This window comes from Caulobacter sp. RHG1 (assembly GCF_013181195.1).
In the GTDB taxonomy this organism is placed as follows: Bacteria; Pseudomonadota; Alphaproteobacteria; order Caulobacterales; family Caulobacteraceae; genus Caulobacter.
This window is the reverse complement of sequence record NZ_SMZP01000011.1, coordinates 1-25,709: the sequence shown is the minus strand read 5'-3', so window position 1 is coordinate 25,709 and position 25,709 is coordinate 1. Positions and strand designations below refer to the sequence as shown.

At 66.5% G+C, this 25,709-nt stretch carries 18 protein-coding genes and 1 pseudogene; 4 read left to right on the top strand and 15 right to left on the bottom strand.

All coding sequences use genetic code 11. The features are described 5' to 3' along the window. Positions 1-24: 24 nt before the first annotated feature. From E1H18_RS27450 to E1H18_RS24930, 7 genes are all read right to left on the bottom strand, one after another. Positions 25-2,511 carry a prolyl oligopeptidase family serine peptidase gene (locus E1H18_RS27450; RefSeq protein WP_172274543.1) on the bottom strand — a complete coding sequence of 829 codons (2,487 nt, stop codon included), beginning with the start codon at positions 2,509-2,511 and terminating at the stop codon, positions 25-27. 35 nt (positions 2,512-2,546) lie between these two features. Further along, complete coding sequence (locus tag E1H18_RS24955) at positions 2,547-5,465, bottom strand: TonB-dependent receptor (RefSeq protein WP_172274541.1); 2,919 nt, start codon at positions 5,463-5,465, stop codon at positions 2,547-2,549. A gap of 209 nt (positions 5,466-5,674) precedes the next feature. Beyond that, a complete protein-coding gene (locus E1H18_RS24950) occupies positions 5,675-6,643 on the bottom strand; it encodes a FecR family protein (protein WP_172274538.1) in 969 nt (322 codons plus the stop codon). Positions 6,644-6,645: 2 nt separating this feature from the next. After that, positions 6,646-7,176 (bottom strand): RNA polymerase sigma factor, encoded by a 531-nt coding sequence (locus E1H18_RS24945; RefSeq protein WP_255501131.1) that lies wholly within the window; start codon positions 7,174-7,176, stop codon positions 6,646-6,648. A 437-nt stretch (positions 7,177-7,613) separates the two neighbouring features. Continuing rightward, complete coding sequence (locus tag E1H18_RS24940) at positions 7,614-9,050, bottom strand: hypothetical protein (RefSeq protein WP_172274532.1); 1,437 nt, start codon at positions 9,048-9,050, stop codon at positions 7,614-7,616. A 19-nt stretch (positions 9,051-9,069) separates the two neighbouring features. After that, the gene (locus tag E1H18_RS24935) at positions 9,070-10,332 is read right to left on the bottom strand and encodes a serine protease (RefSeq protein ID WP_172274529.1); all 1,263 of its coding nucleotides are present in this window, start codon (positions 10,330-10,332) and stop codon (positions 9,070-9,072) included. A gap of 84 nt (positions 10,333-10,416) precedes the next feature. Continuing rightward, entirely contained in the window at positions 10,417-14,793 is a 4,377-nt protein-coding gene (locus E1H18_RS24930; protein WP_172274526.1) for an ATP-binding protein, read from the bottom strand. Positions 14,794-15,012: 219 nt separating this feature from the next. Between E1H18_RS24930 and E1H18_RS24925 the strand changes: the two genes are divergently transcribed. Genes E1H18_RS24925 through E1H18_RS24915 form a run of 3 tightly spaced genes read left to right on the top strand, consistent with a single transcriptional unit; the run spans position 15,013 to position 18,083 of the window. Next, positions 15,013-15,927 (top strand): HEPN domain-containing protein, encoded by a 915-nt coding sequence (locus E1H18_RS24925; RefSeq protein ID WP_172274523.1) that lies wholly within the window; start codon positions 15,013-15,015, stop codon positions 15,925-15,927. 23 nt (positions 15,928-15,950) lie between these two features. Continuing rightward, complete coding sequence (locus tag E1H18_RS24920) at positions 15,951-16,745, top strand: hypothetical protein (protein ID WP_172274520.1); 795 nt, start codon at positions 15,951-15,953, stop codon at positions 16,743-16,745. Between the two features lie 9 nt (positions 16,746-16,754). Further along, entirely contained in the window at positions 16,755-18,083 is a 1,329-nt protein-coding gene (locus E1H18_RS24915; protein WP_172274518.1) for a helix-turn-helix domain-containing protein, read from the top strand. Positions 18,084-18,107: 24 nt separating this feature from the next. On the opposite strand, the gene E1H18_RS24910 is transcribed toward E1H18_RS24915, so the two are convergent. From E1H18_RS24910 to E1H18_RS24900, 3 genes are all read right to left on the bottom strand, one after another. Then, positions 18,108-19,085 carry a DarT ssDNA thymidine ADP-ribosyltransferase family protein gene (locus E1H18_RS24910; protein ID WP_172274516.1) on the bottom strand — a complete coding sequence of 326 codons (978 nt, stop codon included), beginning with the start codon at positions 19,083-19,085 and terminating at the stop codon, positions 18,108-18,110. After that, a complete protein-coding gene (locus E1H18_RS24905; RefSeq protein WP_172274513.1) occupies positions 19,076-19,984 on the bottom strand; it encodes a macro domain-containing protein in 909 nt (302 codons plus the stop codon). The genes E1H18_RS24910 and E1H18_RS24905 overlap by 10 nt, the downstream gene beginning before the upstream one ends. A 212-nt stretch (positions 19,985-20,196) precedes the next feature. Further along, entirely contained in the window at positions 20,197-21,264 is a 1,068-nt protein-coding gene (locus E1H18_RS24900; protein ID WP_206679133.1) for an RES family NAD+ phosphorylase, read from the bottom strand. Positions 21,265-21,538: 274 nt separating this feature from the next. On the opposite strand from E1H18_RS24900, the gene E1H18_RS24895 reads away from it, so the two are divergent. Further along, complete coding sequence (locus tag E1H18_RS24895) at positions 21,539-22,453, top strand: LysR family transcriptional regulator (RefSeq protein WP_172274510.1); 915 nt, start codon at positions 21,539-21,541, stop codon at positions 22,451-22,453. On the opposite strand, the gene E1H18_RS24890 is transcribed toward E1H18_RS24895, so the two are convergent. The 5 genes and pseudogenes from E1H18_RS24890 to E1H18_RS24870 form a co-directional block, all read right to left on the bottom strand. Beyond that, positions 22,448-22,663, bottom strand: coding sequence for a DUF2274 domain-containing protein (locus E1H18_RS24890; protein ID WP_172274507.1), 216 nt, complete (start codon positions 22,661-22,663; stop codon positions 22,448-22,450). The genes E1H18_RS24895 and E1H18_RS24890 overlap by 6 nt on opposite strands. Then, complete coding sequence (locus E1H18_RS24885; RefSeq protein WP_172274504.1) at positions 22,660-23,820, bottom strand: TrbI/VirB10 family protein; 1,161 nt, start codon at positions 23,818-23,820, stop codon at positions 22,660-22,662. Before E1H18_RS24885 ends, E1H18_RS24890 begins: the two co-directional genes overlap by 4 nt. Next, positions 23,817-24,695: a P-type conjugative transfer protein TrbG gene (trbG, locus tag E1H18_RS24880; RefSeq protein ID WP_370526594.1), complete on the bottom strand. Its 879-nt coding sequence runs from the start codon at positions 24,693-24,695 to the stop codon at positions 23,817-23,819. The genes E1H18_RS24885 and trbG overlap by 4 nt, the downstream gene beginning before the upstream one ends. After that, positions 24,692-25,375 carry a conjugal transfer protein TrbF gene (gene trbF, locus E1H18_RS24875; protein ID WP_172274498.1) on the bottom strand — a complete coding sequence of 228 codons (684 nt, stop codon included), beginning with the start codon at positions 25,373-25,375 and terminating at the stop codon, positions 24,692-24,694. The genes trbG and trbF overlap by 4 nt, the downstream gene beginning before the upstream one ends. A gap of 5 nt (positions 25,376-25,380) precedes the next feature. After that, positions 25,381-25,709, bottom strand: a pseudogene (locus E1H18_RS24870) (P-type conjugative transfer protein TrbL); the annotation flags it as partial.

The window sequence follows — 25,709 nt, the reverse complement described above, 5'->3', positions numbered from 1 at the left end:
CCACGTTGGGAGGTATGGCGAAATCTACGGTTTGCTCGCCATTGAGGCTTGGGTTCGGTCGTGGGAGGAGCGGCTGGCGAGGCTATCGCCGCCCGAACTAGCCGTCGGACCGATCAGCGGCGTGAGGAAGGAGAAGACCTCCGACCAGTAGGCACGGATGTTGGCCGGACTTTCGAGCCCATGTGTCTCGCCCCAGAAGGTCAGCAGCTTGGCGTCTTTGTTCTGGCGCCACAGCGCGTAGAACATTTCCTCCATCTGCCCGATCGAGCCCCATTCCTGATCAGCTCCAACGAGCAGTAGCGGGGTTTCGACCGCACCAGCTCCGTAAACAGGGCTGTTACGGATATAGCGTTGTGGGGCGTCCCAGGGCGCTGCGCCTAGATTGCCTTGCCCGGTTTCGCCCCAGCTGTAGGGGACGGCCGCAGGCATGCCGTCCTCCGGCACGCTGCGATAGTGCGGCAGCGCCGTCAGCATATGTGACGTCAGATCCGAAATGCCCATGTTCGCAATTGCCGCTTTGAAGCGGTGCGTGCGCGCGACGGCGATCATCGTGGCGTAGGCGCCGAAGCTATGGCCCATCAGCGCCATGCGGTTTGGGTCGACATGGCCGGTCGCGATCGCCGCGTCCGTTGCATCGACCAAAGCCTGAGTGAAGCCGTCGCTGGGTTCAACCGAAGCGGGGTTCCGCTGATAGGAAGCGTCCAGGACGGCGTAGCCGGCGGCAGTGAGCAGGCTCGTGCTGAACATCGAAAAGGAAGAACTTGGGAGGCCGCCACCGGGGGGCTCTGGTTGATCCAAATTCGGGTAGGTCTTTACGATCAGCGGCGCCCGTTCGTTGGGTTTGAGACCGGGCGGTGTGTAGAGCCAGCTCGTCAGCTCCCGCCCGTTGGGGGCCTTGTGCTTGAGCGGCTGCCGGTTCGGCAGCTCAATATCGGAGAGCCCCGCGTTTAGCGTCAGAAGGGGCACGATGTGGTTGGCTCGGGTTATGCTGATCGTTCGCACGCCATGGTCGTTGGTCGTACTGCTGATCGATCCATGGCGGGTTAGGAGCAGGGGGCGCTCGCCTGGGGCGGCCGGCATGACTGCTTGGTCCACGTGATCGCCGAGCCGTCGAATGACTTGACGATCCTGCTTGCCCGTTCGGATCCAGGCGGCCGAAGTTGTCAGGTTGATGAGCGGGGCACGAGCGCCACCGTCGGTACGGGGTGTGAAAGTTAGGCGAGCCTCCTTTCCAAGCCGCTTGGGGCGGCCAGGCAAGATCCGCCAAACTTCAGCTCCGGCCTGAACCAAGAGCCCTTCGACCGAGGCGGCTGCAGCCGCGGTTGGCGCGGTTGGGATCGCCCTCGTCAGGTTGATCGCCTGGCTGGGCGCTAGCTCAAACCAGTCGGGGCGTTGGTCGCCGGCGCGACGGGCTAGGATGATCGGCGCCTTGCCGTACCAGCCCGCTTGAACGACGCTGTAGCCGAGCTCCCTCACAGGCATGGCGACATCGGCCCTAAGTTGGGTATTCGTCAGGGGCCTGATCACGCCAGTTCTTGCGTTGACCTCCCGCAGATCGCCATCGGCCCAAACGTGGCCTTGGTCACGCGTAAAGACTAGCAGCCGATCATCCTGCGACCAGGAGAGCAGTGTGGGCAGGATCTCCTGAAGTGTCGGTCGGATCGCCCGACCGCTCGACAGCTCGAAGATCGCGACGGTCGGGCGCCGGCCTTCGAAGTCGATCATGCGGGGCGGTGTGGCCGCGTCAGGCTGGGTTGGGATTTCGGCTTCGACCAAGGCGACGAAGCGGCCACTGGGCGATATTTCGAGGTCCTTGAATTGGCCCTTCGCCACGGCCTCAATGTTGCCGGTGTCGACGGCGATCCGCAGTAGGGCTTTCGGTGGTGGCAGGTCCCTCACGCCCGCGTAGCGGCCGCTGCCGATCCGAGTGTAGCTGGCGGCTTCACCTTCTAATGCCGTCGCCCAGTTGGACTTGAGGCGTTCCATGGCTTGGCGTCCGCGACGGATCTTGGCTGGGAGATCGCCGGGAGCGAGGCCTAGTGCGACCAACTCGGTCGCCGAACGCCATTGCAGGCCTGATCCCCACAAGGGGATGTCAGTCGAAAGCCCGAGCCAACGTATCTGGCGATTGGCGAGCGTGACGACGCCGAGCTCCCACAGCTCATCCTTGTGGCGATAGACCGCAATCCGCGCGCCATCCGGAGAGAAGGGACCGATCGTGTATCCCATGCCCTGAATGTCGGGCAGAAGGGGTACTGCGGCGGCTGGTTTCGTCAGGTCGACCAGAAGAGGGCGTCCGCGAGCTGGACCCGAGCCTTGCAGGTAGTCGTACCGACCTGCTTGGTCCAAGGGCTTCAGCGTGTCGATCAGCAGCCAGTGCTCGGTGGGGTCTACCGACACGCCGCTGAACACTTCCAGTCCGACCAGATCGTCCACTGTGTACGGACGCGAGGCGGCGCAGGAGCCAATCAAGACAAGGCCAAGCGCCGCGCAGGACAAAAGCTTGCGCATTACGAAAACTCTGATGCCTTTTAGGGAGGGGGCGGCTACCAGCGCTTGCTCAGCTGGACCGAAACGAACCGGCCAAGCGGGTCAGCGTTGGCCGCGTCATAGCCAACGCCCAAGGCGCTGCCGTAAAATGGCGGGTCCGTGTCGAAGAGGTTTTGGGCGGAGATCGCCAGTCCCAACCCCTTTAGCGATCCGGTCTGGTCGGGCGCGGTCCAAGTCAGCTGCAGATCGATTGTGGTCCAACTGTCGACCCGTTTCGAGGCCGTCGCAGCATAGTCGTCGACATAGTTGATCGTGAGATTGGCGCTGAGCGGACCGCGCGCCCATGAGGCGGAGCCACGCAGCCGCAGATCCACCGGATTGCCCGCCGTGTCGACCAACTCGGTGATCGGCGCTGTCGGGGTCAGGCGGCGCTTGAAATCTAGCAGATAGGTTGCGCTGCCCCCGAGGGAAAACCGATTGGCCTCATAGATGAAGCTATAGGCGGCGCTGACGTCGACGCCACGAACATTGAGCTCGGCGGCATTGACGATCCGCGCATCTATGATCGCCCCGAACGACGTGAGCGGATAGAGCTTGATGCTCGTGTTCGTTGAGGCCGCGACCAAGGCTTGGACATCGGCCAAGTCGCCCGTGTTGCTGGCCGGAACAACGCGTCGAACGAAGGGGGTGAATGCCGGATCAGTCAGGACCTTCTGGAAGTTCTCAAGCACGGGCCTGCCGATACGGTTCTTGAAGCGCGTGTCGAAGGCGGTTGCGTTGATCGTCACACCTTTGGCGAAGGCGGGAGTCCAGTCGAACCCAAAGGTCCATGATCTGGCGGTTTCGGGCTTCAGATCCTTGTTGCCGCCATAGCGAACCACGGCCAGGAGCTGGCCGTTCGGTGCGGTCAAGGTCGACGAGGAGATGGAGCCTTCTTCGTTGACCTCGGTCAGGCTGGGCGCCCGATAGGACTGCCCGTAGGTCCCCCGGATGGAGAGGTCGTGAACCGGCGACCAGAGAAGACCGATCTTCGGCGTCGCGCTGGAGCCGGCGTCTTCATAGTGCTCGACCCGGCCTGCGAGGGAGAGTTCCAAGCGCTGGATGCCGGGCCGAGCATTGCTGTCGCTGACGAGAGGAGCGCGCAGTTCAACGAAGGCGGCGGAGATGTTGCGCATGAACGTGCGGCCGCCATAGGTCGCCGGTGCGTTCGCCGACGATGAGATGCGCACCGCGTTTTTGAACTGCTCCTGACGAAACTGCGCCCCGACTGCGAGCTTCAGGGCGCCGCCAGGCAGGTCGACGAGCGAGCCGTCTAGTTTGATGTTGGCGGTGCCGACGCGGCTGATGGTGTCGATCGTCTGCCAGCCGGATCCGATGAAATCGAGGATGGCGGCGTTGTTGGCGCGGCCGCCGCCGAACGGATTGAAGAACCCGTCTTTGGCCGTACTGAAGGCGGTCGCCGGGTTGTCGGGTGAATTGCCGAGAGCTTCGTTCAGAAACGTGCTGCTGAGCTGACGGGGGAGGGCGAGATAGCTCTGCTGCTGGGCGTAGGCCAGATAGGCTTCGCCGCGCCAGTCGCTCCATAGTCTCGATTCAAGCGCCTGGCTGACGCCAAAGCTCTTTGACCGGCCGGAAGAGTGAGATGCGCCCAGCTCGTTGTAGAAGTTGTAGGCGACGAGTTGGCTGGTCGCTCCGTTGGGCGAGAGGAAGTAGGGGTTGGCGGCCGTGATCTGAAAGATCGACGGCGCCCCCTGGCCGCTGTAGGCGAAGTCTCGACGGGTGAACCGAAGGTCCCCGGCAAGGGTCAGGCGGTCGCTCAGTTCCTGCCGAAAATCCAGGAAGCCGCTGTATCGCGTCTGCCGGGGCAAAGCTGAGTAGCCCTGACGCTGGTTCTGTAGATTTCGCCCGCCTGCTATCAGGTCCGATACGCCCTTGGCCCCCGTGGCGGGAACGGCGTAGGTCGGCACGTAGGCCCCCACGCTGGCGCTGTAGGCCACGATATTGGCCGGGAAGCTGTAGATGGTTCGATAATCGGCGCCGCCGAATGCTCGCAGGTCGGAGGTGGCGGTATAGGGGCGCTTGGCCGATGAGAGCTCGTTGTCCCTTTGGTATTCGAGCGCCAGGAGCAGATGGCCGTGATCCCAGGTGTGACCAGCCGCCTGAGACACCTGCACCTGTTCGGCGCCACCGCGTGTAGCGCCCAGTCGAAGCCGCAGTTCACCACCGTTCCAATCTCGGCGCGGGATCAGATTGACCACGCCGGCCACCGCGTCCGAGCCATACAGCGCCGAAGCGCCGTCGAGCAGGACTTCGACCCTTTGAACGGCCGCCGTGGGGATGGCCGAGATATCGGCGATGTCTCCCCTAGAACCCGAGCCGGCCATCCGACGTCCATTGACGAGCACCAGGGTGGCATTGGCGCCCAGGCCCCTCAGATTGACGCCGCGGGCCAGAGATCCGTTGGAGCCGCTGGTGTCGGCTAGCCCCAAGAGCGCCGTCGGCGACGCGGCGTTGCCGTAGTTCTGGGGCAGGGCGGCCAGCACGTCGGCGACGCTGGCGCGGCCCGAGCGGTCGATGTCATCGCGACTGACAGTGACGATGGGCGAGGAGGGCGAGGCGCCGCGAATGAACGACCCGGTGACGATTAGTTCCGCCAATTCGGTCGTGGGCTCGGCGACGAGACGTTCGGGCTCGACCGCGCTCAGCGGCGGGTTGGCGGCGAGCTGGCCGATACGCTTGAGCACATAGACGCCGGGGCGGATCTGCTCGGCGGCGATATCGCTTTTGCTCAGCAAGCGCCTGAGGCCGTCCTGGGCCGTGAACCGGCCCTGCAGGCGCACGGCCCGGCGCCCTTGGACGGTTGCGTCATCGTAGAGAACTTGCAGTTTGGACTGGTCGGCAAAGGCCAGCAGCGCCTTGTCCAACGGTCCGGCGGGAATGTCGAAGGCGAGCTGTTGGGGCTGCGCGACCACCACGGTGGGCGCGGCGAGAGCGGCCAGCAGGGCCGCGTGGGTCAGGCTGGAGGCTAGGCGGCGACGAAACGGATGCGACATGGCGAGCGGTAATCCCCCTTCGACACCGCTGCGCCTGTCTCAGGACAGGTTTGTATGACGCGGGATGGTGTCGGAGGGGTAGACTTCGAAATCAGGGGGTGACCCTCGCGATCGTGACGATTTTTCTTCAATCAGGCGTCGGGACGTTGACGCAGAAGGATCGAGCCGTCGGGCCGATGCTCGACGCTGAGGCCTCGCAGGCTGGCCACAGCCGCGACCATGGCGTCGGTGTCGGCGCTGTCGAAGGCGCCGGTGAGCGTTTCGATCTGGTCGTAGGCGGGGTCTAGCCGGATGGGTTTTCGGCTGTAGCGGTTGATCTCGACGAGCGCCTGCTGAAGCGGCACACCGCGGAAGACCAGCCGCCCGGTCGTCCAGCTGGTCGCCACCTTGGCGTCGACCTTTTGAACTGGGCCAAGCGCCTGGGTCGCGATGATCTGCTCTCCGGCGGTCAGGAGGCGCGGCGAGGCGTTGTGGCCGTCGCGTACCTCGATGCGGCCTTGCACCAAGGTCACCTTGGTTGTCGCGCCGTCCTCTCGAACCGAAAACCGTGTGCCGATCGCGCGTACGCTCGCCTGGGGCGTCTCGACCAGGAACGGGCGGGCAGCGTCGTGCGCGACCTCGAAATAGGCCTGGCCGCGGGCCAGGGTGATCCGCCGCGCACCCTGGCTATAGCGGACGGTGACCTTGGAATTGGTGTCGAGGCGGACGCTGCTGCCGTCGGACAGTTGAACCAGGCGCTGCTCGCCCACGCCCGTGTCGAAGTTGGGTGCGGCGATGCTGCGCCAGGTGACGTATCCGCCGATGGAGACGGTCACCATGGCGGTGGCCACGGCCAGACCAAAGCCGATCCTGTTCGCACGCCTGGGCGCCTTGCGAGCCAGGGCGGCCTCGAGCGCGGCCTGGACGCCGGGTTGGGTCTTGGCTTGCGCGGATTTGGCCCAGAGCTGTGCGACCTCGTGGAAGGCCTCGTGATTGCCCGGCTGCGCGCGCCAGTCGCGAAACTCGTCCATCGTCTTGGCCGACACAGTGGTCGTGTTCAGACGGGCCAGCCAGTTGGCCGCGGTGGTGGTTGGCGAGCTTTCCAACGTGTCCTCGGGCATGCTCAATCTTTCGCCGCCATCTGAGCGGCCAGAATGGCCAGGGCTTGGGTCAAGAGCGCTTCGACCCGTTTGACCGAGAGGCCCATGTGGTCGGCGGTCTGCTGGTTGGAGAAACCGGCGAAACGGCTCAAGACAAAAACATCCCTAAGCTTTGCCGGCAGCTTTTCGATCAGCTGACCCAAGAGGACCGCTTCGTCCTGCGCCGGTGCGAAGACATGTTCCTCTCTTTCGAGGGTTTCTTCAATCAGGACTGGCGCTGCTCCACCTCGCAGCAACCGGCGGCGGTGGTCATGGACCAGGTTCGTGGCGACCTTCAGCAGCAGGGCGCGCGGGTGCTGGATGACGCCGCGCGCATGGTAGGGCGCAACACGGACGTAGGTTTCCTGCACCAGGTCCTCGGACGTGGCTGGATCGACGTCGTGAAACCGCCTGCGCAACATGTGACCCAGCCATCGCGCGTAACGGCGATAGAGGGCGTCCAGCGTGACCGCGTCCTGAGGCGCTGTCGGGACAGGTTTCCCAACATGCGTCATCGACCTTCTCCCGGGTTCAAGGAAGGGGCGAGCGGTCGAACCCGAGCCCGCGGAAACGGCATGAGAGAGCAGGCCGCGAGACGCGCAGGCGCTCGCGATCGTTCCGCACAAGAACGCATGCCCCCGACGCGGTCGTCGGCGGCCTATGTCACCAGATCTTGCTCAGGGGTTTCCACGCCCCTGCCGAAGCTCGCGCTCCGGCAGGGGAATCGTGACCGATTTGGATTTCGCAGGCAAGCGAACCTTGTTCGGTGCGCGGAAGGAAAAGGGGCGGGGGTGGAAACTCCGAGCAGAACCAGGAGCCCGCGCGTGCCGAGCAGCGCCCATGCCGCCGCGCGAGGCGCGGCCCCTGGCATGTCGGACGCAGGCGGCGGCGCGCGGCCCCGCACAATCAATCTACGGGGCGCGCGCTCGCATCTCAACGGCGACGTCGGCGTCTAGGTCCGTGACGGCAGAAGTCCAGGATAGGGAATGGTGTAGCCGGCCGTGACCGCCGCCTCGTTGGCGCGAGCTTTGAGGACCGTGAGTTCGTCGTTGAGGCGGGCGCTGGCGGTCGGGTCGGGCGTCCCGCTCAGCCCGTCGATCTCGCGCTGTTTGGCGCCGACATTGTTGATGGCGGTGACGTAGGCGGTGTCGGTGGCGCTCCATTCGGGCGTCGGCGCCTTGGGGGTGAGCTTGGCGGTGACGGCGGTGCCGACCTCGGCCGCATGGCTCTTCAGCGCCGCGCCGATCGCCAAGCCGAACTTGTTGGCGTCCTTGATCACCACAAAGCGCAGTTGGGCGTTGGTGGCGCCGACCCGCGGGGCCGTGAGGGAGCCGACTTCCAAGGCGGAGGCCTGGGCAGCCTTGACCTTGGCAGCTTTGGTTTCCTCGGCGACCGTAACCGCTTCCTCGTTCTCCGCAGTTTTGGTCTTGGCGAGCTTGCGCTGTGCCGCGACGAGGGCGGAAGCGGCTTTCTCGGCCTCGGCGTTGGCCGTGGCTGCGGCCGTGTAGACGGCGTTGGTCGCTGACAGGGCAGTATCGGGGCTGCCGGCCGTGGGGCGGGAGGGAAGGCTGATCACGTCATAGCCGGCCAAGGCGTCAACGCCGATCGCCGTGCCTGGGGCAAGCTTGGGCAGGCGGATGCGGCCCACGGCGAAAGGGGCGCCGAGGCTGGTGGTCGAGGCGGCGTTGCCGGGTGTGGCCAGGGTGACGTGGAGTTCGGCGGCGGAAGGCTTGGCCGGCGGCGCGCCGGGCAGGGGGGTTTGGTACCAGACCAAAACCGGACGAACGATCAGGCCGTCGGGCGAGGACCACATCATCGCTTCGACATAGACCGCCGGCGCGCTAAGGGCCCCGACCGAGGCCAGTTCGGCGCTGAGGTTGGCTCCGTCGTCGAGGTGGCGCAGGCCTCGGCCCTGCTTGCGCGACACCGCGTCCAGATCCTTCAGCGCCTGGGCGCTGACCGTGGTGACGGGATTGGCGGCGGTGCTCGGCGCTACCAGGATGAGGCAGGCCTGGGGTGTTTCCAGATCGGCGTTTTTGCGCCCGTCGGCGGCCAGGCGAACCTGATAGGCCGAATAGTGGCCGCTGCCTTCGGCGATGAAGCCCTGCTCTTGGGAGGCTTTGACCAAGGCGTCGCCGGCGGCGTTGATCGCGCTGGTGGCCAGATCGCCAACGACCTTGGCCCCGACCGTGGCCAGAGCCAGTGCGAAAGCTGACTCGCGCTTGTCGGCGTCGACTTCTGCATTGACCGCGTTTGACGGCGTTAGGATGCAGGTGTCGCGCACGAACAGCCGCGCGCTCGACGTCGTATCGGTGCGCTGGGCGTTGGCCAGGCTCGGTGCGGCAAGCACGAGGCCGATGGCCGTGACGGCCAAGGTTGAGATCTTCATGACGGTCCCCCCGGGTGGTTTAGCCGATCCCCTCGGCGCTAGCCGCCAGCGTGATGGAGCTGGCCGATGTACTGCAGGCGCCGGCGTTGACGGTGGCCGGGCGGCTGACGAAACCGATCACGGTCGGCTTGGACTGGCCGGGGGCGAGGCTGAAGATCGGCGCCCCCGAAAAGCCTTCGACGGTCTGGCAGGCCATCTGCAGACAGCCGGGCTTGATCTGGATGACCTGACACAGGCCCGGCTTTGGCCAACGCACCCCGCGTTGCCAGCCGTTAGCGCTGCCTGGTGGCGGCGGGGTGGCGGTGTGGCCGGTGAAGTAGCCAACGACGGTCGCCGCTCCCGGCTTGGACGGCGAAGCCAGGGACAGATCGGCCGCGCCGATCGCCGCGGTCGTGTCGATGGCCACGATCGCCCAATCATCCTTGGTGAGCTTGCCGCCATCCGCGCCTTGCTTCTGGATCGTGGCGGCCAGCGTCCAGGCCTCGCCGCGACCGTCGATCGGATGGACCGTGACCTGGCCGGCGGCGAGATAGGCGCCGCCACGTCCGTCGAAACAGTGGCGAGCGGTGACGATGGTGCGGTCGTTGCGTAGCAGGGCGCCGCAAAAGATTTTGCCGCCGGCTTCGAGCAAGCCGATCGAGCGCAGCGCCGAGACTTGACCGGGCGCCGCGGTCGTCAGGAGGGTCGGATAGGGATCAGCCAATAGTGCTTCGCGTGGAACCGACGCGGCCAGGCAGGCCTGGTCGTAGGTGCGCTGGATCAGGGGGGGCACCGGCCGGCGCGGATAGTAGGTCAGGTAGCTGGAGACTGCCGCCGAGCAGTTCGGATAGGCCGTGTTGGCCGATCGGAGATCGTTTGCGACCTTTGTCAAATCAGGGATCTGGCCGCACTCGCCGGTGGTGCGGTTTCCGCAGAGCTCACGCAGTTGTTCCTTGATGCCGCCCACGATGTCGGCGGCCGCGCCAGGTGATGCGGGGGTCTGGTTGGTCGGGTCTGGTCCGGGGAAGCGGATCGTCCCGGCCAGGAGGTCGCCAAATGGGCGATCAGGGGCATCCAGCCCTGGTGTGATGTTGATGTAGGGCGCCTTGTTCTTGAGATCGTCGAGGGTGACGGGCTCAGCGCCGTTGGGAAGCGTGATCTTCGGTTTGAGGCCCTTGAGCCCGCCCAATGATGCGGGTTTGCCCAGTCCAGTTCCATCACCGGTCGCAGCGATCTGCGAGGCGGCAGGCCCCGCGGCGAGAATGATCAAAGCAGCACAGACGCTTTCGAAGCCTCGGCGCATGACCGTTCCCCCTCAAACTCTCGGTAACGGCCAAGCTAGCACAATATGGTCAAGGTTAACAATCGGGGGTTGGTATTTGAGAATTTACTCTCGCCGATCGTCCGTTGTCTGCGCGCCACCAGCTTGGCTCTGATTCACGAACACAGGGATGGGAATGATCGGCCAAGCGCGACCGGACGCGAGGTCGGGGTGACGGGGGTCATACTCGGGCGAGCCGTGCTCGTCGCGGGCCAGGTCGATATCGGCCAGGCGCCGGGCCGCCGCATCGCGCGATCCGCCGTCCGTGACCATCGCTAGCAGGCTGGCGCGCAGCGCCGCGGCTGGACGAGGGACGATGTCATAGGCGTTCTGCATGCCCTCGTAGGGACGACGCTCGGTGACGGCCTCCTCGATCGCATGCCGGTCGAGAAATCCACGACCGAGCGCGTTTTCCAGCCGAACCAGGATCAGTACGCCGGTATCGTCGGCGCATTCGGCGACGATACCGGCCAGGCTGTCCAGACCGGGAAGTTCCTGGACCCCGTCGAGCCGCCGATAGAGGTAGGCGCGCAGATCCGGCCTTTCGGCGACCAAGCCAGCGATGGTGCGCACCATGTGCCAGTGGTCGCCGGCGTCGCCGAGGTCGGTCCCGTCAGCGATCAGGTCGATAAGCCTGCAATGGGCTGAGTGCGCGTCGAAGGCCAGCACGGTGTCGCGCCACTGGCGCTCTTGGTAAAAGGCCGGATCCTGCTGCGGCAGGGCGAAAAGCACAGCCTCGGTTTCGGGGGACGGCGCCTGGGCAAGTCCGCTGACAACCTCCTCCAGGAACCGGGCGCGACGTTGCGCTTGGGGCAGGTCCGCAACCAGAGCCGGAATCTCGAGCGGGCGATCGACGAAGGGCAGGAGGCGAAGCCAATCTCTCAACGCCCAGGCGTTGTTGTCCGTCAGGATCCAGGTTTGTGTTTTGGCCGCCTCAAAAGTCTCCGCCAGGCCAGTGGCGACATCGTCAAAGGCGATGGTCTCGCCCGAGAGCACCAGGGCAAGCAGTAGGTTGGCGCGGTGTTCGCGCGGCGCCAGATCGATGAGGCTCCGCACGAGCGTGGGCTTTTGGCCATGTGGAAGGCGCAGCGCGATTGTGGCGAGCCTGACGGCCAAGCGTTGCTGGGCCTGGTCGGGATCTGAGGCCAGGATCTGCTCGGCGGCCGCCAGGATGGTCTCGGCCGCTGGGCTGGTCGCCTCGGGGTTGGCAGCGCGCTCGGCGCGCTTGTCGGCGACCCGGGAGAAATCGACGATCGCGAAGTGATGCGGTCGAGGCGGATCGTTGGCCCGACGCCAGATGTCGGCGAGGATCAGGGCCGCCTTGTCGCCGAACTCCTCATCGGTCAGGTAGTCGGCTGCCAGGGTGGCGACATTCGGCGTCCCGATGGCGGAGAGCGCGGTCTGGTAGTCACGAGACAGCGGGCTTTGGGCTTCGTGCAAGACCTCGGACTGACGCCAGCCTGACGCCGCAGCGGCCTCCCGGAAATCTCGGTAGCGCTGAAGTTCGTCGTCGAGCAGCCGCTTGATGATGGGCAAGATTCCGGGCGATGGCGCGGCCGCAGCGAGCTGGGCCAAGCTCGCGGTTTGCTGGCGGCTGGCCTCCGTGGCGAGCATCTGGTCGGCCCAAGTCGCGATCAGCGCCGCGACCGTCGCTGGGACGTCGCTGGTCAGAGCCTGTCCACGCTGCGGTGGCTGAGTCAGTCGTCGCCGGAGCAGATCGGCCAGACGCGACAGCCCCTCGTTGTTTGCGCCCTCGGCACGCGCCATGACGATCGCCAACAGGTGATCGATTGGGGCCCAACTGAGCCGGTCCTGAAGGTCGCTGTATCGACGTGACGCCTCGAGGTCAGTGCGGACGGTTGGAACGGTTTCCAGGTAGGCGTCGATGAGCCGCGCAATGCCGGCCGGGCCAAGGACGGATGTGGCCGCATGGGCGTCGCGGCCATGGTCGCGCGTAGGGCTCAGCGCGAGCGCCAGCAGCGCGTCGTCGTTATCGATATTCAGCTGGGCGGCGGCCAGGATGTCGTCGCTGCCGTAAGGCAAGGGCCTTCCGGCTCGCACTCGCGCCAGGAGGCCTTCGGCCGCAGCCTTCGGGTACATGCGAATGGCGTCATGAACGAGCGAGGCGACGAAGTCGTTGGCGCGCAGGTCCTCGGTGGCGATGATCGCGATCAGGTCGTCGGTGAGGTCCAGGCCAGGCGTTGGATTGACGATCGCGCGTAGCCGGTTGACCAGGCTCGGCGGTTCGGCGGGCAAGCGCCCGCGAGCCCGGGCGATCATCTCGCGCACGCCCTCATGTTCGACGATGTCGATGATGTTGCGATCCGCGGCCAGGGCGATGGTTTCATCAGTCGCGCTGCCCAGGACGCGCGCGACGTGGTTGTCGCCCCGGCGGAACGACAGGGCCTCGACGACGCGGATTTTCACCTGTGGATCGGGATCGGCGATGGCGATGTCGGTCGCCAGGTCCATGCCGTCCATGCCGCTGCGCGCCGCCAGCTCGTAGAGCAGGGTGAGCCGCTGTTCGATAGGCAGCGCGGTGATCCGGGCGGCGGCGTCCGGACCGAGGATCCCAGGCCGGAACCGAACCCGTTGCCGCATCGCCCAGAGGGCATTCTGTCGATCCTCGCTGGCCAGCACGGGCCAGAGGATGTCCTGGAACTCCGGTCGGCCCGAGGTCAGCATGAAGATCAGCGCGCGATCGGTCTGGCCGGGCCGATGCCAGCGCCTGACCCGCGGCTCGAGCGTGGGCGCCGCCAGGACCCAGACCGCGTCGGTCGCGCGGTAGACCATCTCGGCGGCCAGCATCGGGTCGACGTCCCAGGCGGCCAGGATCGCGTTGGCGCAGGCGCGGCGAGCGGCCTGGTCGCCGCGGGCCAGCCGGTCGACCGCGAAGAGGATGGCTTCTTCCCACACCGGCAGATCGAAGACCCGGGCGAGGAGATCGGTCCGTCGCGCAGAATTTTCCAAGTCGTCCAGGATACGGCGCTGCACCCAGCGCGCGGCGTACCACTCCTGGAACTGCTGGTGTTGGAAGGTGAAGCCGGCGCTGTCGCCGCTGCGGATCAGCAAATGGTCGCTGACGAGGGTGTCGAGCACAAGGTTGGGCGCAGGGCGCGCGCTGATCTGGCCGTCGTCTTCCAGCGCCCTGGCGGCCCGGGTGATGCAGGGGCGGGCGTCGGTGTCGGCCAGGGTGGTGTTGCCGGTCGTGGTGGCCGCGACGGCGAGGGCTTCCAGATAGTTCGATTGGAAGCCATCGAGCACAGCGCGAAGGGTCTCGGCGTGCTGGGGCTGGTGCTCATGGGCCGCGACGAAGAGACAGATAACGGCGTCCTTGGTCTCGGGAAACGGCGTGCCGTCGGGCAGGGAGAGCAGGGCGGTCAGATAGAGCGGGATCGTGACCAGATCGCGGACGCCGGCGGTGCGCCAGGCGCGATCGATGAGGTCCACGCCGACTTGGCCGCGCATGGTTCGCGCGATCTTAGCCTGGAGGTCCTCGTTGAGGGGCATGATATCGAGGCGAGCGCCCGAGAACGGCACGTCCAGGGCCTGACGGCGGGTCGAGACGATGAGGCCCAGGGCCGGAAGTTCGGCCTTGAGGTCTTCAACCTGAATCCGGGCGCGCTTGGCGGCGGCGGCGTCCAGCTCGTTCCAGCCGTCCAGCAGCAGCCACACCCCTTGGGCGCCGGCCGCCTCGCGCAGCGCCTGGTCGGACAAGCCGGCGAAGGCGGCGCGCCGCAGGATCGATTCCAGAAGCGTCCCGTCCTGGGCGGCCCATTCGCCAAGGGCGACAAAGAGCGGTGTGCCGGTGGCGTTGGCGAGCAGACCCTCGGCGATCTGCAGCAGGGTTGTCGTCTTGCCCATGCCAGGCGGCGCGACCAGGATCATGTCCTGCAGGGCGGTCCCAGCCTGGGCCAAGGCCTGGGTGGTCAGCGGCGCGTCGAAGCCTTGCAGTTGCAGAGGCAGGGGAAGAGTGGTCGCCGGCCACTTGCCGCCGGTGCGCAAGCGTTCGAGATCGGCCTGGGCCGCGGCTCGAACGCGTTCGGACACCGGGTTGGTGGCGGGCTTGGGGGCGACGAGCTCCTGCGGGTTGTGGCGAACGACGCGATGCCACGAGTCGTCCTCGGCCTGGCGCTTCCAGGCGCGCAGCATCTCCACCGGAAAGGCTGCAGGATCGGAATCGATGGCCTTGCCGTGGTCGCGGCACATCCAGATGCCGTTGTCGGCGGCTTTGCGCTCGTCGGCGGTCTGGGTGGCGTCGTAGCGTGGGCCGCCGGGCGCTGCGGCGCAGATGTGGGCGGCGGTGCCGATGTTGATCTCGCCCTGGCCGTCCTGGGTCGCGCCGATGGTGGGCGCCCGGCAGTTGGGGTCCGAGCAGAGCCAGCCGGCGCGCTTGGCGATCTGCAGTACGATCTTGCTGGAAAAATCGTCGCGCTTGGTCACGTGCTCAGTCAGGCGGCAGATCAACGGGGAGTCGCGTAGCTATACCATCGGACGCAGCTGGAAGAAGCTGATGTTGGCGCAACCACACCCATTCGCGGGCTTGGGTTTTTGCCGGTCGTGGCCGTCAGCGCCCGACTCCCGGTAGAGATTCAAGTCCTTGTGAATCCAGGCGTTGGATCAAGCCTTGCAACCTGAGCTCGAAGCGTGAAACTGGGCCGAATGAATAGGCGTCTCGACCATCTGCCCTCCGCCAAACGGCGTCAGTTGAAATGGGTGGTGGACACCATTCGCGAGGGCTTTGCCGAGGCGATCGCCCAACGGACAGCGCCGCGTCTGCGCGACGGCAAGCTGCTGAAGATCATCCTGTTCGGAAGCCACGCCCGCAACGACTGGGTCTCCGACCCCATCGGCCGCTACTTCTCCGATTTCGATCTCCTGATCGTGGTGGATCACGTCGACCTGACGGATTTCCCCGAGTTCTGGAGCAAGACCGATGGCATCCTGGTGGATGCGCTGATCGCGGGCGATTTCCTCCGCACGCCGGTCAGCCTGATCGTCCACGACATCGACGACGTGAACCAGCAACTGGCGCTGGGCCGATACTTTTTCATGGACATCGTCCGTGAAGGGATCGTGTTGTTCGAAGAGCCGGACCATCCGTTCGCGGAAGCACAGCCGCTGACACCGGAGCAGGCCCTGGACGAAAGCCAGCGCTACTATGAAGACTGGTTCAGTAGCGCGAACGGATTCTTCAAGAATTTCCGTTTTTCGCGGGATGAGGGCGAGGCCAATATCGCTGCGTTCATGCTGCATCAGGCGACGGAACGCTACTACCACGCGCTCTTCCTAGTCCTGACGCTGTACAGCCCGAAGACCCACAACCTTAATCAGCTGCGCAAGCTCGCCGAAGGGTTGGAGCCGTCCCTGGCCGAGATTTGGCCAACCGACACCAAGTTCCAGAAGCGCTGCTACGAGCTGCTGCGTGAGGCCTATGTGAAGGCGCGGTATTCACCGCACTACCGGATCACCACAGCAGAATTGGCGTGGCTGGAAGAGCGGATCGGCATGCTTCGCGACCGCGTCCAGGCTCTCGGCGAGGCCCGGCTGGCCGCGCTGCGCGCCGATATCGGCTGAGAGGACCCGCGGGCGTGGGGGCGATGTTCGAGCCGTTCAACGCCAAGGCCTGTTCGCTATGCGGCTCGACCGCCGAGCCGACGGGGGAGCACAAGCTCAAGGCCTCCCAGATCCGTGCCGAGTTCGACGGCCACAAGATGTTCATCCGCGAGCAGGGCGGGGTAGCTCGACCCGTGCGGGGCCCCAAGTCGCAGGAACTGTGTTTCGACCGGCCGATGTGCGGCCCCTGCAACAACGCCACGACCCAACCTGCCGACAAGGAGTTTGACCGCCTCGTCGCGGCGGCGCGGGCGCTGATCGCCGATGGTCAGGAGCCGGGCCTGGCCCTGATTGATCCACGCTATGCGCCGGGCAGCGAGCCCTACCTCAATCTCTTCCGTTTCTTCGCCAAGATGCTTTGCGCCCACCTCGCCGAGGTCGAGGCGCCGCGGCCAGTGCACATGTCCGCTTTTGCTCTCGGCCTGAACGCGACCAACTGTGTGTGGCTGCAGGTCGATCATGACTGGGAATATGCGCGGGCCAGCGAGGCCTTCGGCGATCACCCCTATGCCGCTCACGGCGGGTTGGTGGTCTACGGCCATATCGCCAGCGGTGAGCCGCGGGCTTTTCACTCGACGGTTTCCATCGGCGCCCTGCGGTTTGTCTTCTGGTCGCGCCTGACCCTGTTCGAACGGTTGGCGCTGCGCTGGCGCCACCCGAAGTTCTTCGCTTGGTGTCGGGCTCAGGTCATCGCCGCCAGCGCCAAACCGATCGAGCACGATCTGATGTTGAAGCTTGGCCTGGGGCGAGACGCCGGCCAAGTAGACCAAGAAGGGTAGGGGCTGGTCATGGATCCGGCGCACAACGCGTTACTCGAGGCGCTGATCACCAGCCCGCGCGAAGACCTACACATCGAGATCAAGTCGTGGCTGGACCTCACCGACAAGGCCCACCAGGCGACCCTGTCGCGCGCGGCGATCGCCCTGGCCAATCATGGCGGCGGGTTCATCGTCATTGGCCTGGCCGACGAGAAGGGCGTGTTCACGCCGGCCCCGGGACGCCCCAAAACGCTCGATGGCTTTGCGCCCGACGTCATCTCCAGGATCATCGCGACCTTCACCGAGCCTGCGCTCCACGTGCTGGTTCACCATGTGCCGTCGCCGATCGGGGTCCATCCGATCATCCAGGTCTCTGGTGGGCACCGCACGCCGATCCAGGCCAAGCGCGGGAGCCCCTGCGGCAAGACGCTCAGCGTCGGCAAGGTCTACATCCGTCGCCCGCCTATCGAGAGCGCTGAGCCGGCAACGGCGGCTGAGTGGCGTGAGCTGATCGACCGCTGCGTGATGGCCGGGCGCGACGCCATGCTGGATGCGATCCGGGGAATCATGACGGGGGCAGCGACGGCGGCCGAGCCCGTGGAGCCCTCCGCCAGCGCCAAGCTGGAAGCCTGGGGCCAGGACGGCATGCAGCGTTGGGAAGCGATCTTGCCGCACACGCCGACCGGCGCCCTGATCCGGCCGCCTGGCCACTATCAGGTTGCATATCGGCTGACACCAGAGCCGGCGCCGCTGGCCAAGCCGCAGTTGCTGGAGGCGATCGGCCGGGCGACGACGCGGTTCACGGGCTGGCCCCCGTGGTGGGTGCCGACCCGCGATGAGCTCCGTCCGTACGTCAAGGACGGGGCGATCGAGTGCAATTTGGCCCAAGGCGACGAGATCACCGCATACTCGGATTTCTGGCGGGTTTCGCCGCAGGGCGAGGCGTTGTTGATCCGCGGTTACAACGAGGATGAGATCCCGCACCGCTACAAGCCGGGCACGGTCTTCGATCTCACCGTGCCGGTCTGGCGGATCGGTGATTGCCTGATGCAGGCCTCCGCGTTCGCAGCGGCCCTGGGCGTTCCCGATGCCGAGGTGAACTTCATGGTCCAATGGCGCGGCCTGGCAGGACGCGAACTGGTGCACGTCCAAGGTACGCGGTTCGTCCATGAGGGGCGGGTCTGCCGGCAGGACGCGTTCGATCACATGATGAGCGCGGTCGCGTCGTCCATCCCCGAGCAGTTACCGGAACTGGTGTACGGGTTCATGGTGCCGCTCTATGGGCTGTTCGACTTCCTGGACCTGCCCAAGGCGCTCGTCGACGATGAACTGAAGAAGATGCTTAGCGGTCGAATCTAGCCAGTCGCGTGCAGGGGCGCAGGCCTAGAACAGAACCTCGCCGACATAGTGGGCGGCCTGGTAGGCCAGGTGGTCGTCGACCGTCAGTGAGACGACATAGCCGCCATCGGCGAGCGGCGTGCGCGTGACCCAGGACCCGCCAGTGTCGGTCAAGGCGGGCATGTCCGGATAGGTGATCTCGAACACGACTTGGCCGTCGGGCCGCGTGATGCGGACATGGACCTTGATGTTCTGTCCGTCGCGTCGCGGATTGAGGGTGAAGAACACACCCTCGTTCGAGACCGCGACCCGGTTGGCGAAGGGGAAGTTCTTGTCGAAGACCTTGAGGTCGTCGGAGGCGACCAGTCTTTCCCGATAGGGGAGGATGGCCGGCCCGGCCTGGTAGGCCAGCGTTTCGCGCTCGGCTTCTGATCGGCAGATGATCCCACGCAGATGCTGGACCAGGGGCAGCGGCGAGGGGCACAGCACCTCGGCGCACCTATGGTCCTTGATCGAGGCGTCGGTGTAGGCGCCTTCGTGATAGACCTTGGCGAAGTCGATCTCGTTGAAGAACGCCTCGTCCTCGCCATCGCGGGCGGCGTTGAGCTGCATGTTGATTTTGGAAAATCGAACGTTGGGCATGCTCAGGATGCTGCGCGCGTCGAGCACGAACATCACCAGGACCGGCGCGTGGCCGTTCTCGTACCGGCAGTCGATGGGCCGGCGGATGCCTTCGATATTGAACTGGGTGGGCGTGCGCGGCCGAAAATACAGCCGGACGAAGTCGTGCGCCCGGTCGCGGTTGTCGATGACGCCGCCGGCGGCGACGTCGCGGCCGCGCACGCCGTTGGACCCGTTGCGCGACAACAACTGACCAGAGTTGATGATCCTGATCGCGTTCTCGAGCGGCGCGTGATGAAACAGCAGCTCAGGCCATAGGCGGCGATGCGGGAAGAACCGGCTGTCGAGATTGCCGGCCCAGCGTTGGATGTGTGCGTCGATGAAGGCCGCGCTCAGGCCCACGACAGCTCCCGCTGCGAGCCTGAGGACCAGTCGGCGGCGGGCGAGGGCGTCTGGCGACGCAGCTCAAGCGCCAGTTCGGGCTGATCGCCAGCCCGGCGCTGGATCTGCAGCGCTCGCACCTGGGGCAAGACGCTCAACAGCGAAAGCAGCGGGCCGCCATTGGTGGTTTCCGACCAGCCTGCTTCCCGCGCGGTCAGGAGGCCCGACTTGAGGCTCAGCCACACGCCGCGCAGGTCTTCGTCGTCTAGGAGCGTGACGCCGGCGGCGGTCTTGATCTCAAGGCTCTCGCCGACCATCCGCGCATGGAACGGTGCATCGGTGGTCATGTCGTGCAGATCGCCGCCGGAAACCGTGAGGGCTTGATCCAGCGCGTTCATGAAGTGGTCGAACGAAGCCCACGGGGTGTCGGCGGTGCGCAGCTGCTGGGAGAGCGCCTCCAAGTGCTCGGGCAGGCCGATGGGCTGTTCGAAATCGTGGATGAAGACGTTGATCGGCAGGTTCGCCAGATAGCGCTCCATCAGCGGGCGCACGTCTTCCCAATCCAGGCCGCCATTGCCGCAGCCCAGGCGCGGGAACGAGATCTGATTGATGCCGCGGTTGGCGTACTCGGCGCGGAACTTGTCCAGTCCCATCTCAATCCATTCCAAGCGCGAGGGATTGCGCCAGTGGACCTTGGTGGGGAAGTTGAGCACCCACTGGTCGCTGCTGTTCCAGAGCCACAGCTTGCCGGGTTCCAGCATGCCCGCGTCGCAGATGCGCTTGTAGGCGGAGAACATCTCCGGGTAGCGATCCTTAAAAGCTTTGGCGATGCCTTTGCCCATCACGCCGACACAGTTGACCGTGTTGACGAGCGTCTGTGCAGGCGAGTCTAGGACGCTGGTGCGACGATAGATCAGCATGGCTTGACGGTATCTCGATTCTCGAAGCAGCGCGTAACAGCGCCCGAGGCACCTTGGCTCCGCGAAAGCCCGGCGGCATCATGCCACAGGCGCGGTGGGGCCGTCACCTGAGGCATAAACGCGTGGCGTCGCGGTAGGGCTGCGCGCCTCAATGTTCTACTTATGTTCTCATGACTTCGAGGTCAAGCTGACCCGCCCCAAGCAGGGTGGGCCTAGTAGGTCGCTGGCCCGAAACCCAGGTCGTAGCTGGCCTGGCGCAGATAGAGCCGATTGATGCAGGTGACCGCGACGCGGCCGTCGGCGATCGGCCGGTCGAAAAGGGCGATATTCTCGACGATCTTGACCGCCTCGTACTCGGCCGCGCCCGCGAACACTCGCGTGGAGAGGCCGTAGATGGTTTCCAGGAACGGTTGGCCCGTGCGCAGCAGGCTGAAGTAGGACGGGAACAGCACGCCATCTAAGCCGGCCCGGTGGGCCGCCGCAGCGATGTCGCGACTGATCGGATAGGAGTGGCTTGCGGCCAGGAACAGCAGGTGGACGGCCATGTCCAGGCTCTCGAACGAGGTGGTCCCGTCATCGATCAGGGCCGTCAGGTCCAGGAGGCTGAGCGGGCGGGTGGCCTTCAGGGTGGCGACGTGGAGCTCGTCGGCCACCGTGACGCGGCACTCATGGATGCAGAGTTCGAGGTCGGCTGAGCCGTAGAGGATCGGCAGGTCGGGCGTATCGAGTCGGCCACCGCCGCAGAATTCGTCGGGTGGACTGTCGTACTCGCCGGGGTCCTGCGGTCGAGCCGCAGCCTTGCGCAGGCGATAGAAGGTCTGATCGGGCGACAGCGTAAATCGGGGATACTCGGCCAGGATCCGGGCGATGATAGGCGCGCGGGTCTGGGGATCCTCCAGCGCCTTCAGGGGCTCGATCTCGCCGACCGCCCAGATGGGCGGGCCGTGGTAGAAGAACCCGATGCCCAGGGTTTGGCTGAGGAGCTGGGCGTCATCGCCGTGCAGCGGGTTCGGATCGAGGCTGGTCTCGACGCGGCTGTTGAACTGGATGACCGAGGCGCCACCGTACTCTGTCTTGACCAGGCTGCCGACCACAAAGAACCGGTGAGCTAGGTGTCGGGCGCGCTCATCTGAGAGCTTGGCGCCGTCGGTCGCTCCGCAATGGGGGCAGGGCTCATCGCTGGCCCAGCCCAACCTGACCGCATCGAGCCGCAGGCCCTCGTTGCGAAAGCAGGCCGAGCATAGAATGGCTAAATCAGCCTGACTGTTCGTTTCGGTCACTGCCAATCTCCCCCTGGTCGCTCAAGGCCAAGTCTAGCCGCGATGCGACGGGATGAGGCTAGGTCGCGCGGGGCTGATCGGCAGAAGTTGCGGTTACGGCCACCGAGCAGAGGTCGTCGCTGTCTATTGGCGACCTATTTTCCAACTATATGCTGGCTCAACGCGGCGTTGTGCAGATCATTGACTGATAGGGTCGCTTGAACGCGGCGTCATCAGGCGGCCAGGCTTAATGTTCGGTCCTGCTCGACATGGTGCTGATCCCGATAGCCAAGGCTTGGCGCGGCGTGGTCCAGACCGTCTGCGCGGCATCAAGCTGCACCAGGTTCGCTATGTGGTCAGCGCCGCCGAGCATCGGTCGTTTCGACAGGCCGCCGCAGCCTTGCATGTCGAGCAGTCCACCGTCAGTCGCCGTGTCCGGGACCTCGAGCACCAGCTGGGAGCGGCGCTTTTCGAACGATCGGCGTGCGGCGTCCGGCTGACGACGATCGGCGAGCGCTTTCTTGTCGAGGCTCGTGCGGCGATGGATCAGCTGGAGGGCGCGGCGGGTCTGGCGCGCGAGTTGGGCGCGGCGGAGGCCAGCCGACTGCGCATCGGCGTCTCGGCGCCGGTGGGCGAGGGCGGTCTGGGCGACTGGCTGCGCCGGGCGCTCGGGGCGTCCGGCGCGCCCATGGTTCAGGTCGCAGAGGCTTCTCCAGCCGAGCTGCGGCGAGCGCTGGACCTTCAGGCGATCGACCTGATCTGCGAGTTCGGCGGTCGGCCCCAGGGCCATATCAAGGCTCATCGGCTTTGGCGCGAAACGCTGATGGTCCTGGTGCGCCGAGACCATGAGCTGGCCCGATCCGAACGCCTGGCGTGGGCCGATCTGGTCAATGCGCCTTTGATCCTGGCGCGGGATCACGCCGGCGTCGTCGAAGATGCGCTGCGGATGCACGGCGCCCGGGGGGAGCAGGCCCAGACGCGTCGGGAGGCGGTCGGTTTGGCGACGCTGGTGAGCTTGGTGGCGTGGGGCCAGGGGCTCACGATCTTGCCTGCGTCCCTGGCCCAAACCAGTCATCCCGAGGTGATCGCCATTCCGCTCGATCACGAGACGGTCGATGTGATGGCGCTGTGGTCCAGCCGAAACAACCGGCCGGCGCTGGCGCGGTTTCTGCGCCTGCTGGTCAGGGGGCAGACGCCCGAGCGCTCATAGGCTCCTGCGCGCCTTGGCGAAGGCCCGGTCGGTGGCGATGAAGCGCTGGAGCATCGGCGCCACCAACTTGGCGGGCTCGACAGGGGGCGTGCCGGTCTCCTTGCTCAGGACTGCCGCGTAGGCCGCCAGGTCGCGGTTCAGGCTCGCAGGGATTTCGAGCGTGATGCGTACGGGCCGGTCGTCTTCGAGGCCAGCGAGCTTGAGCTTCATGGCGTTGGCTCCTTGGCGACGGGATCAAGAACCAGGTCCTCGGTGAGGATGAGCCGCACCGGATGCCCTGGGCGGATTGTCAGCGTGGGGCGCACGTCGAGTTGGCGGCGCACGATCTGCTGACCGGCCTGGTTGACCGTGTCCTGCATGCCGCGTCGCAGGGCCCTGGCGATGTCGCCCTGGTCGTCCGCACCCAGCTCGGCGCCCACGCCCAACAGCGTCGAAAGGCCGGCGGCGCGGGCGATCGCGCCCCAGTGGCTGTCGACTTGGTCCGCCAGGCCCGCAAAGCCCTGCAGGTCCGACGCCGTCTGGCGTGCCAGCCAGATCGAGGCACCGTCGGGAAACACCAGGCGCGTCCATGTGACGTGGATACGCCGTTGACCGAACGCGACCTGAGCATCGTAGGCGCCGATCAGGCGGGCGCCCGCCGGAATCAGGCGGATGCGTCCGGTCACCGTGTCGTGGACGTCGGCGGTGACCTGGGCGATGGCCTGCCCGGGCAAGTCGCTGTTGAGCCCGGTGATCAGCGCCGCGGGAATGATCGAGCCGGCCAGCAGGGTGTAGGGGGAGCTCATCGCGGTGAGTTTGACGGACGCTCGCGCCGGGGGCGGCGTCGCAGCCGGGGTGGCCGATGCGATCAAGGCCTCGGGCGCGGCGCTGAAGATCTGGTTCTGGCTGGCGGCGGCTGGGCTTGAGCGGCCCTGGCCGACATCGGCCAGGATCGCGCTGGTCAGGGCGGCCTGACGGGCCTGCTCGGCGGGCGAGGGTTGTGTCGGAGCGTGGACGGCTGGCGCGGGGGGCGGGGCTGAAGCTGGAACGAGGGCGTCGTCACGGGCCTGAGCCGCTAGGATCGGCCGTCCAAGATCGCCAGGCAGGGGCGGCCCGAGCCTTGGCGTGGCCGCATAGTCCTTGGGCGCGGCGGTGACGGCTTCGGCAGGCTGTCGTGCGTCCGAGGTCGGCGGCGGATCCTGGGGCGCTGGAACATGCAGGCGCGGCGTCAGGGCGAAGGTCAGAGCCGCGCCGACCGCGGCCGCGCCGATCCCGCCAAGGACCGCCAGGCCCTTACGCGAGAGCCGGGCCACGGGCGGAGGAGACCCTCGCAGGCGAAACGCGTCCTGCGCCGGCGGGGCGTTGTCTTCGGTGTCGGGCGGCGTCATCGCGACGTCTCCTGGACCCGGTCGATCCGGACGGTCTTGGCGCCACGTTTGCCGCCCATCCGCAGTTCGGCGGCGTCGAAGAGCTTGTCGACGACCATATAGCCGTTGTGGACGCGGTAGTTGACGAGTTCGCCGCCGCCTTCGGGGCCTCGCACGAACAGCGGCGGCAGCTGGGTCTGAGCGGCGTTCGGCGGGAGGGCGACATAGACACGCTGGCCGTCGTCGAAGGCCAGGCTAGGACGCCAGGCGACCTTGGGTCCGGAGATCCGATAGCCGAACCGCAGGCTGAGCGGATCGAACGGCGTCGCCGTCGCCGCGAGGGGCGCGGCCAGGGCCGGCGCCGGATCGACGCGGAGCGCGATCAAGGCGTCCTCGGGGTATCGCCACTCGACACCGGCCATGTAGCCGCGCGGCGCGGTGCGAAGCTCCAGGCGGTAGGTTCGCCGATCGGTATTGATCAGCAGGTTCGTGGCAAGTCCGGTTTGGGTCGGCTTGATCAGGATGTGCGCGCGGCGCGTCGGGCCCGCGCCGCTTTCGGAGCGGCCGATGATCCAGCGGCTGGTGTCGCCCGCCGCGACGGGACCTGAGCCGGCCAGTTGCTCGCCGGGTTCGAGCGCGATGTCGGTGACCTGGCCGGGGGCGACGTAGACCTGGTAGAGCGCGCCCTGGGTCCAGGCATAGCGCTGGATGGCGCCCAGAAAGCTGTCGGAGCGAGGTTCCACCCGGGCGGCCAAGGCGGCGCTGGTCAGGGTTTCCTGTGTTGGATCGCCCGCAAGCGCAGTGGGCGCGCGCGGCGGCGGCTTTGGTCCGTCGGCCTGAGGCGAGCCGTCGATGGTGACCAAGATGAGCATGGCGAGGGCGAGAGCGTCGTTCACGAGGCCATCTCCTTGGACCAGTCGATCGCGTCGACTGCGACGTTGAGGGGGTTCTTCTTGAGCCGGTCGCGGGTGGGCTTGGGCAGTTTGGTCAGGGTGAAGATCGCCGACCATCGCTCGGTCGTGGCCAGGGCGCCGTTCTGGTAGCGGCGCTCGGTCCAGGCCAGGCGGAAGCTGGTGGGCGAGGCGCGGACCACGCTGGAGACTTCGAGCGAGACCTGGGCCTTGCCGACCTGGATGAATGGCGCGGTTTCGCCGACATAGGCCGTCAGGGCCTTGGCGCCGTTGGGGCTGACGAAGTCGTAGGCCGTCAGCAAGTCGTTGCGCAGGACCACCGGATCGGCCGGAATCGAGCGAACCTGTTTGACGAAACGCTCCAAGCGCTCGGCGATCATGGCGTCGGTCGGCTGGAAATCGGCGATGGCGGGGCCGACGGCGCGAGCCTCGCCAAAGCGATCGACCTCGACCACCCAAGGCACCACCGAACCGCGGGCGTTCGTCCAGACCAGAGCCAGGCTGAGGACCACGATGACGCCGCCCTCCGCGAGGGCCAGGGCCCAGACGCGGCGGCCCGTCACGGCGACGGCGCCGATGCGATCGTCCCAGGCCTGACGGGCGCGGTGATAGGGCGTCTCGGGGTCGGGCGTTCGCCCGTAGTGGCTTTGTGCGCGTCGGAACATGGCGATCACGATCCTTCCGAAAGGTCGACGGAGCCGCCGCCGCCGCCAGCGGCGTCGCCGGAGTTGACTGCGGCGGCGGTGGTGGCCGCGCCATGCGACAGGTGCTGGCGGGTCTGCATGCGTTGAGCCCAGGCTGGTGGGGCTTGGCTGGCGTCGCCTTGGCCGGGTGGTGTGGGCGGGGCGCCGTGTTGGGCCTGGCGCGCGGCTTCGAACCGCGCCTTCAGACCCTGGGCTGCGGCTCGCAGCGGGCTGACAGCCGCGCCGCCGGCGGCCTTGGCCATGCCCAGGACGCCCCCGGTCTGGGCCGCGCCGGTGGCCGCCCCGGCCAGGCCTG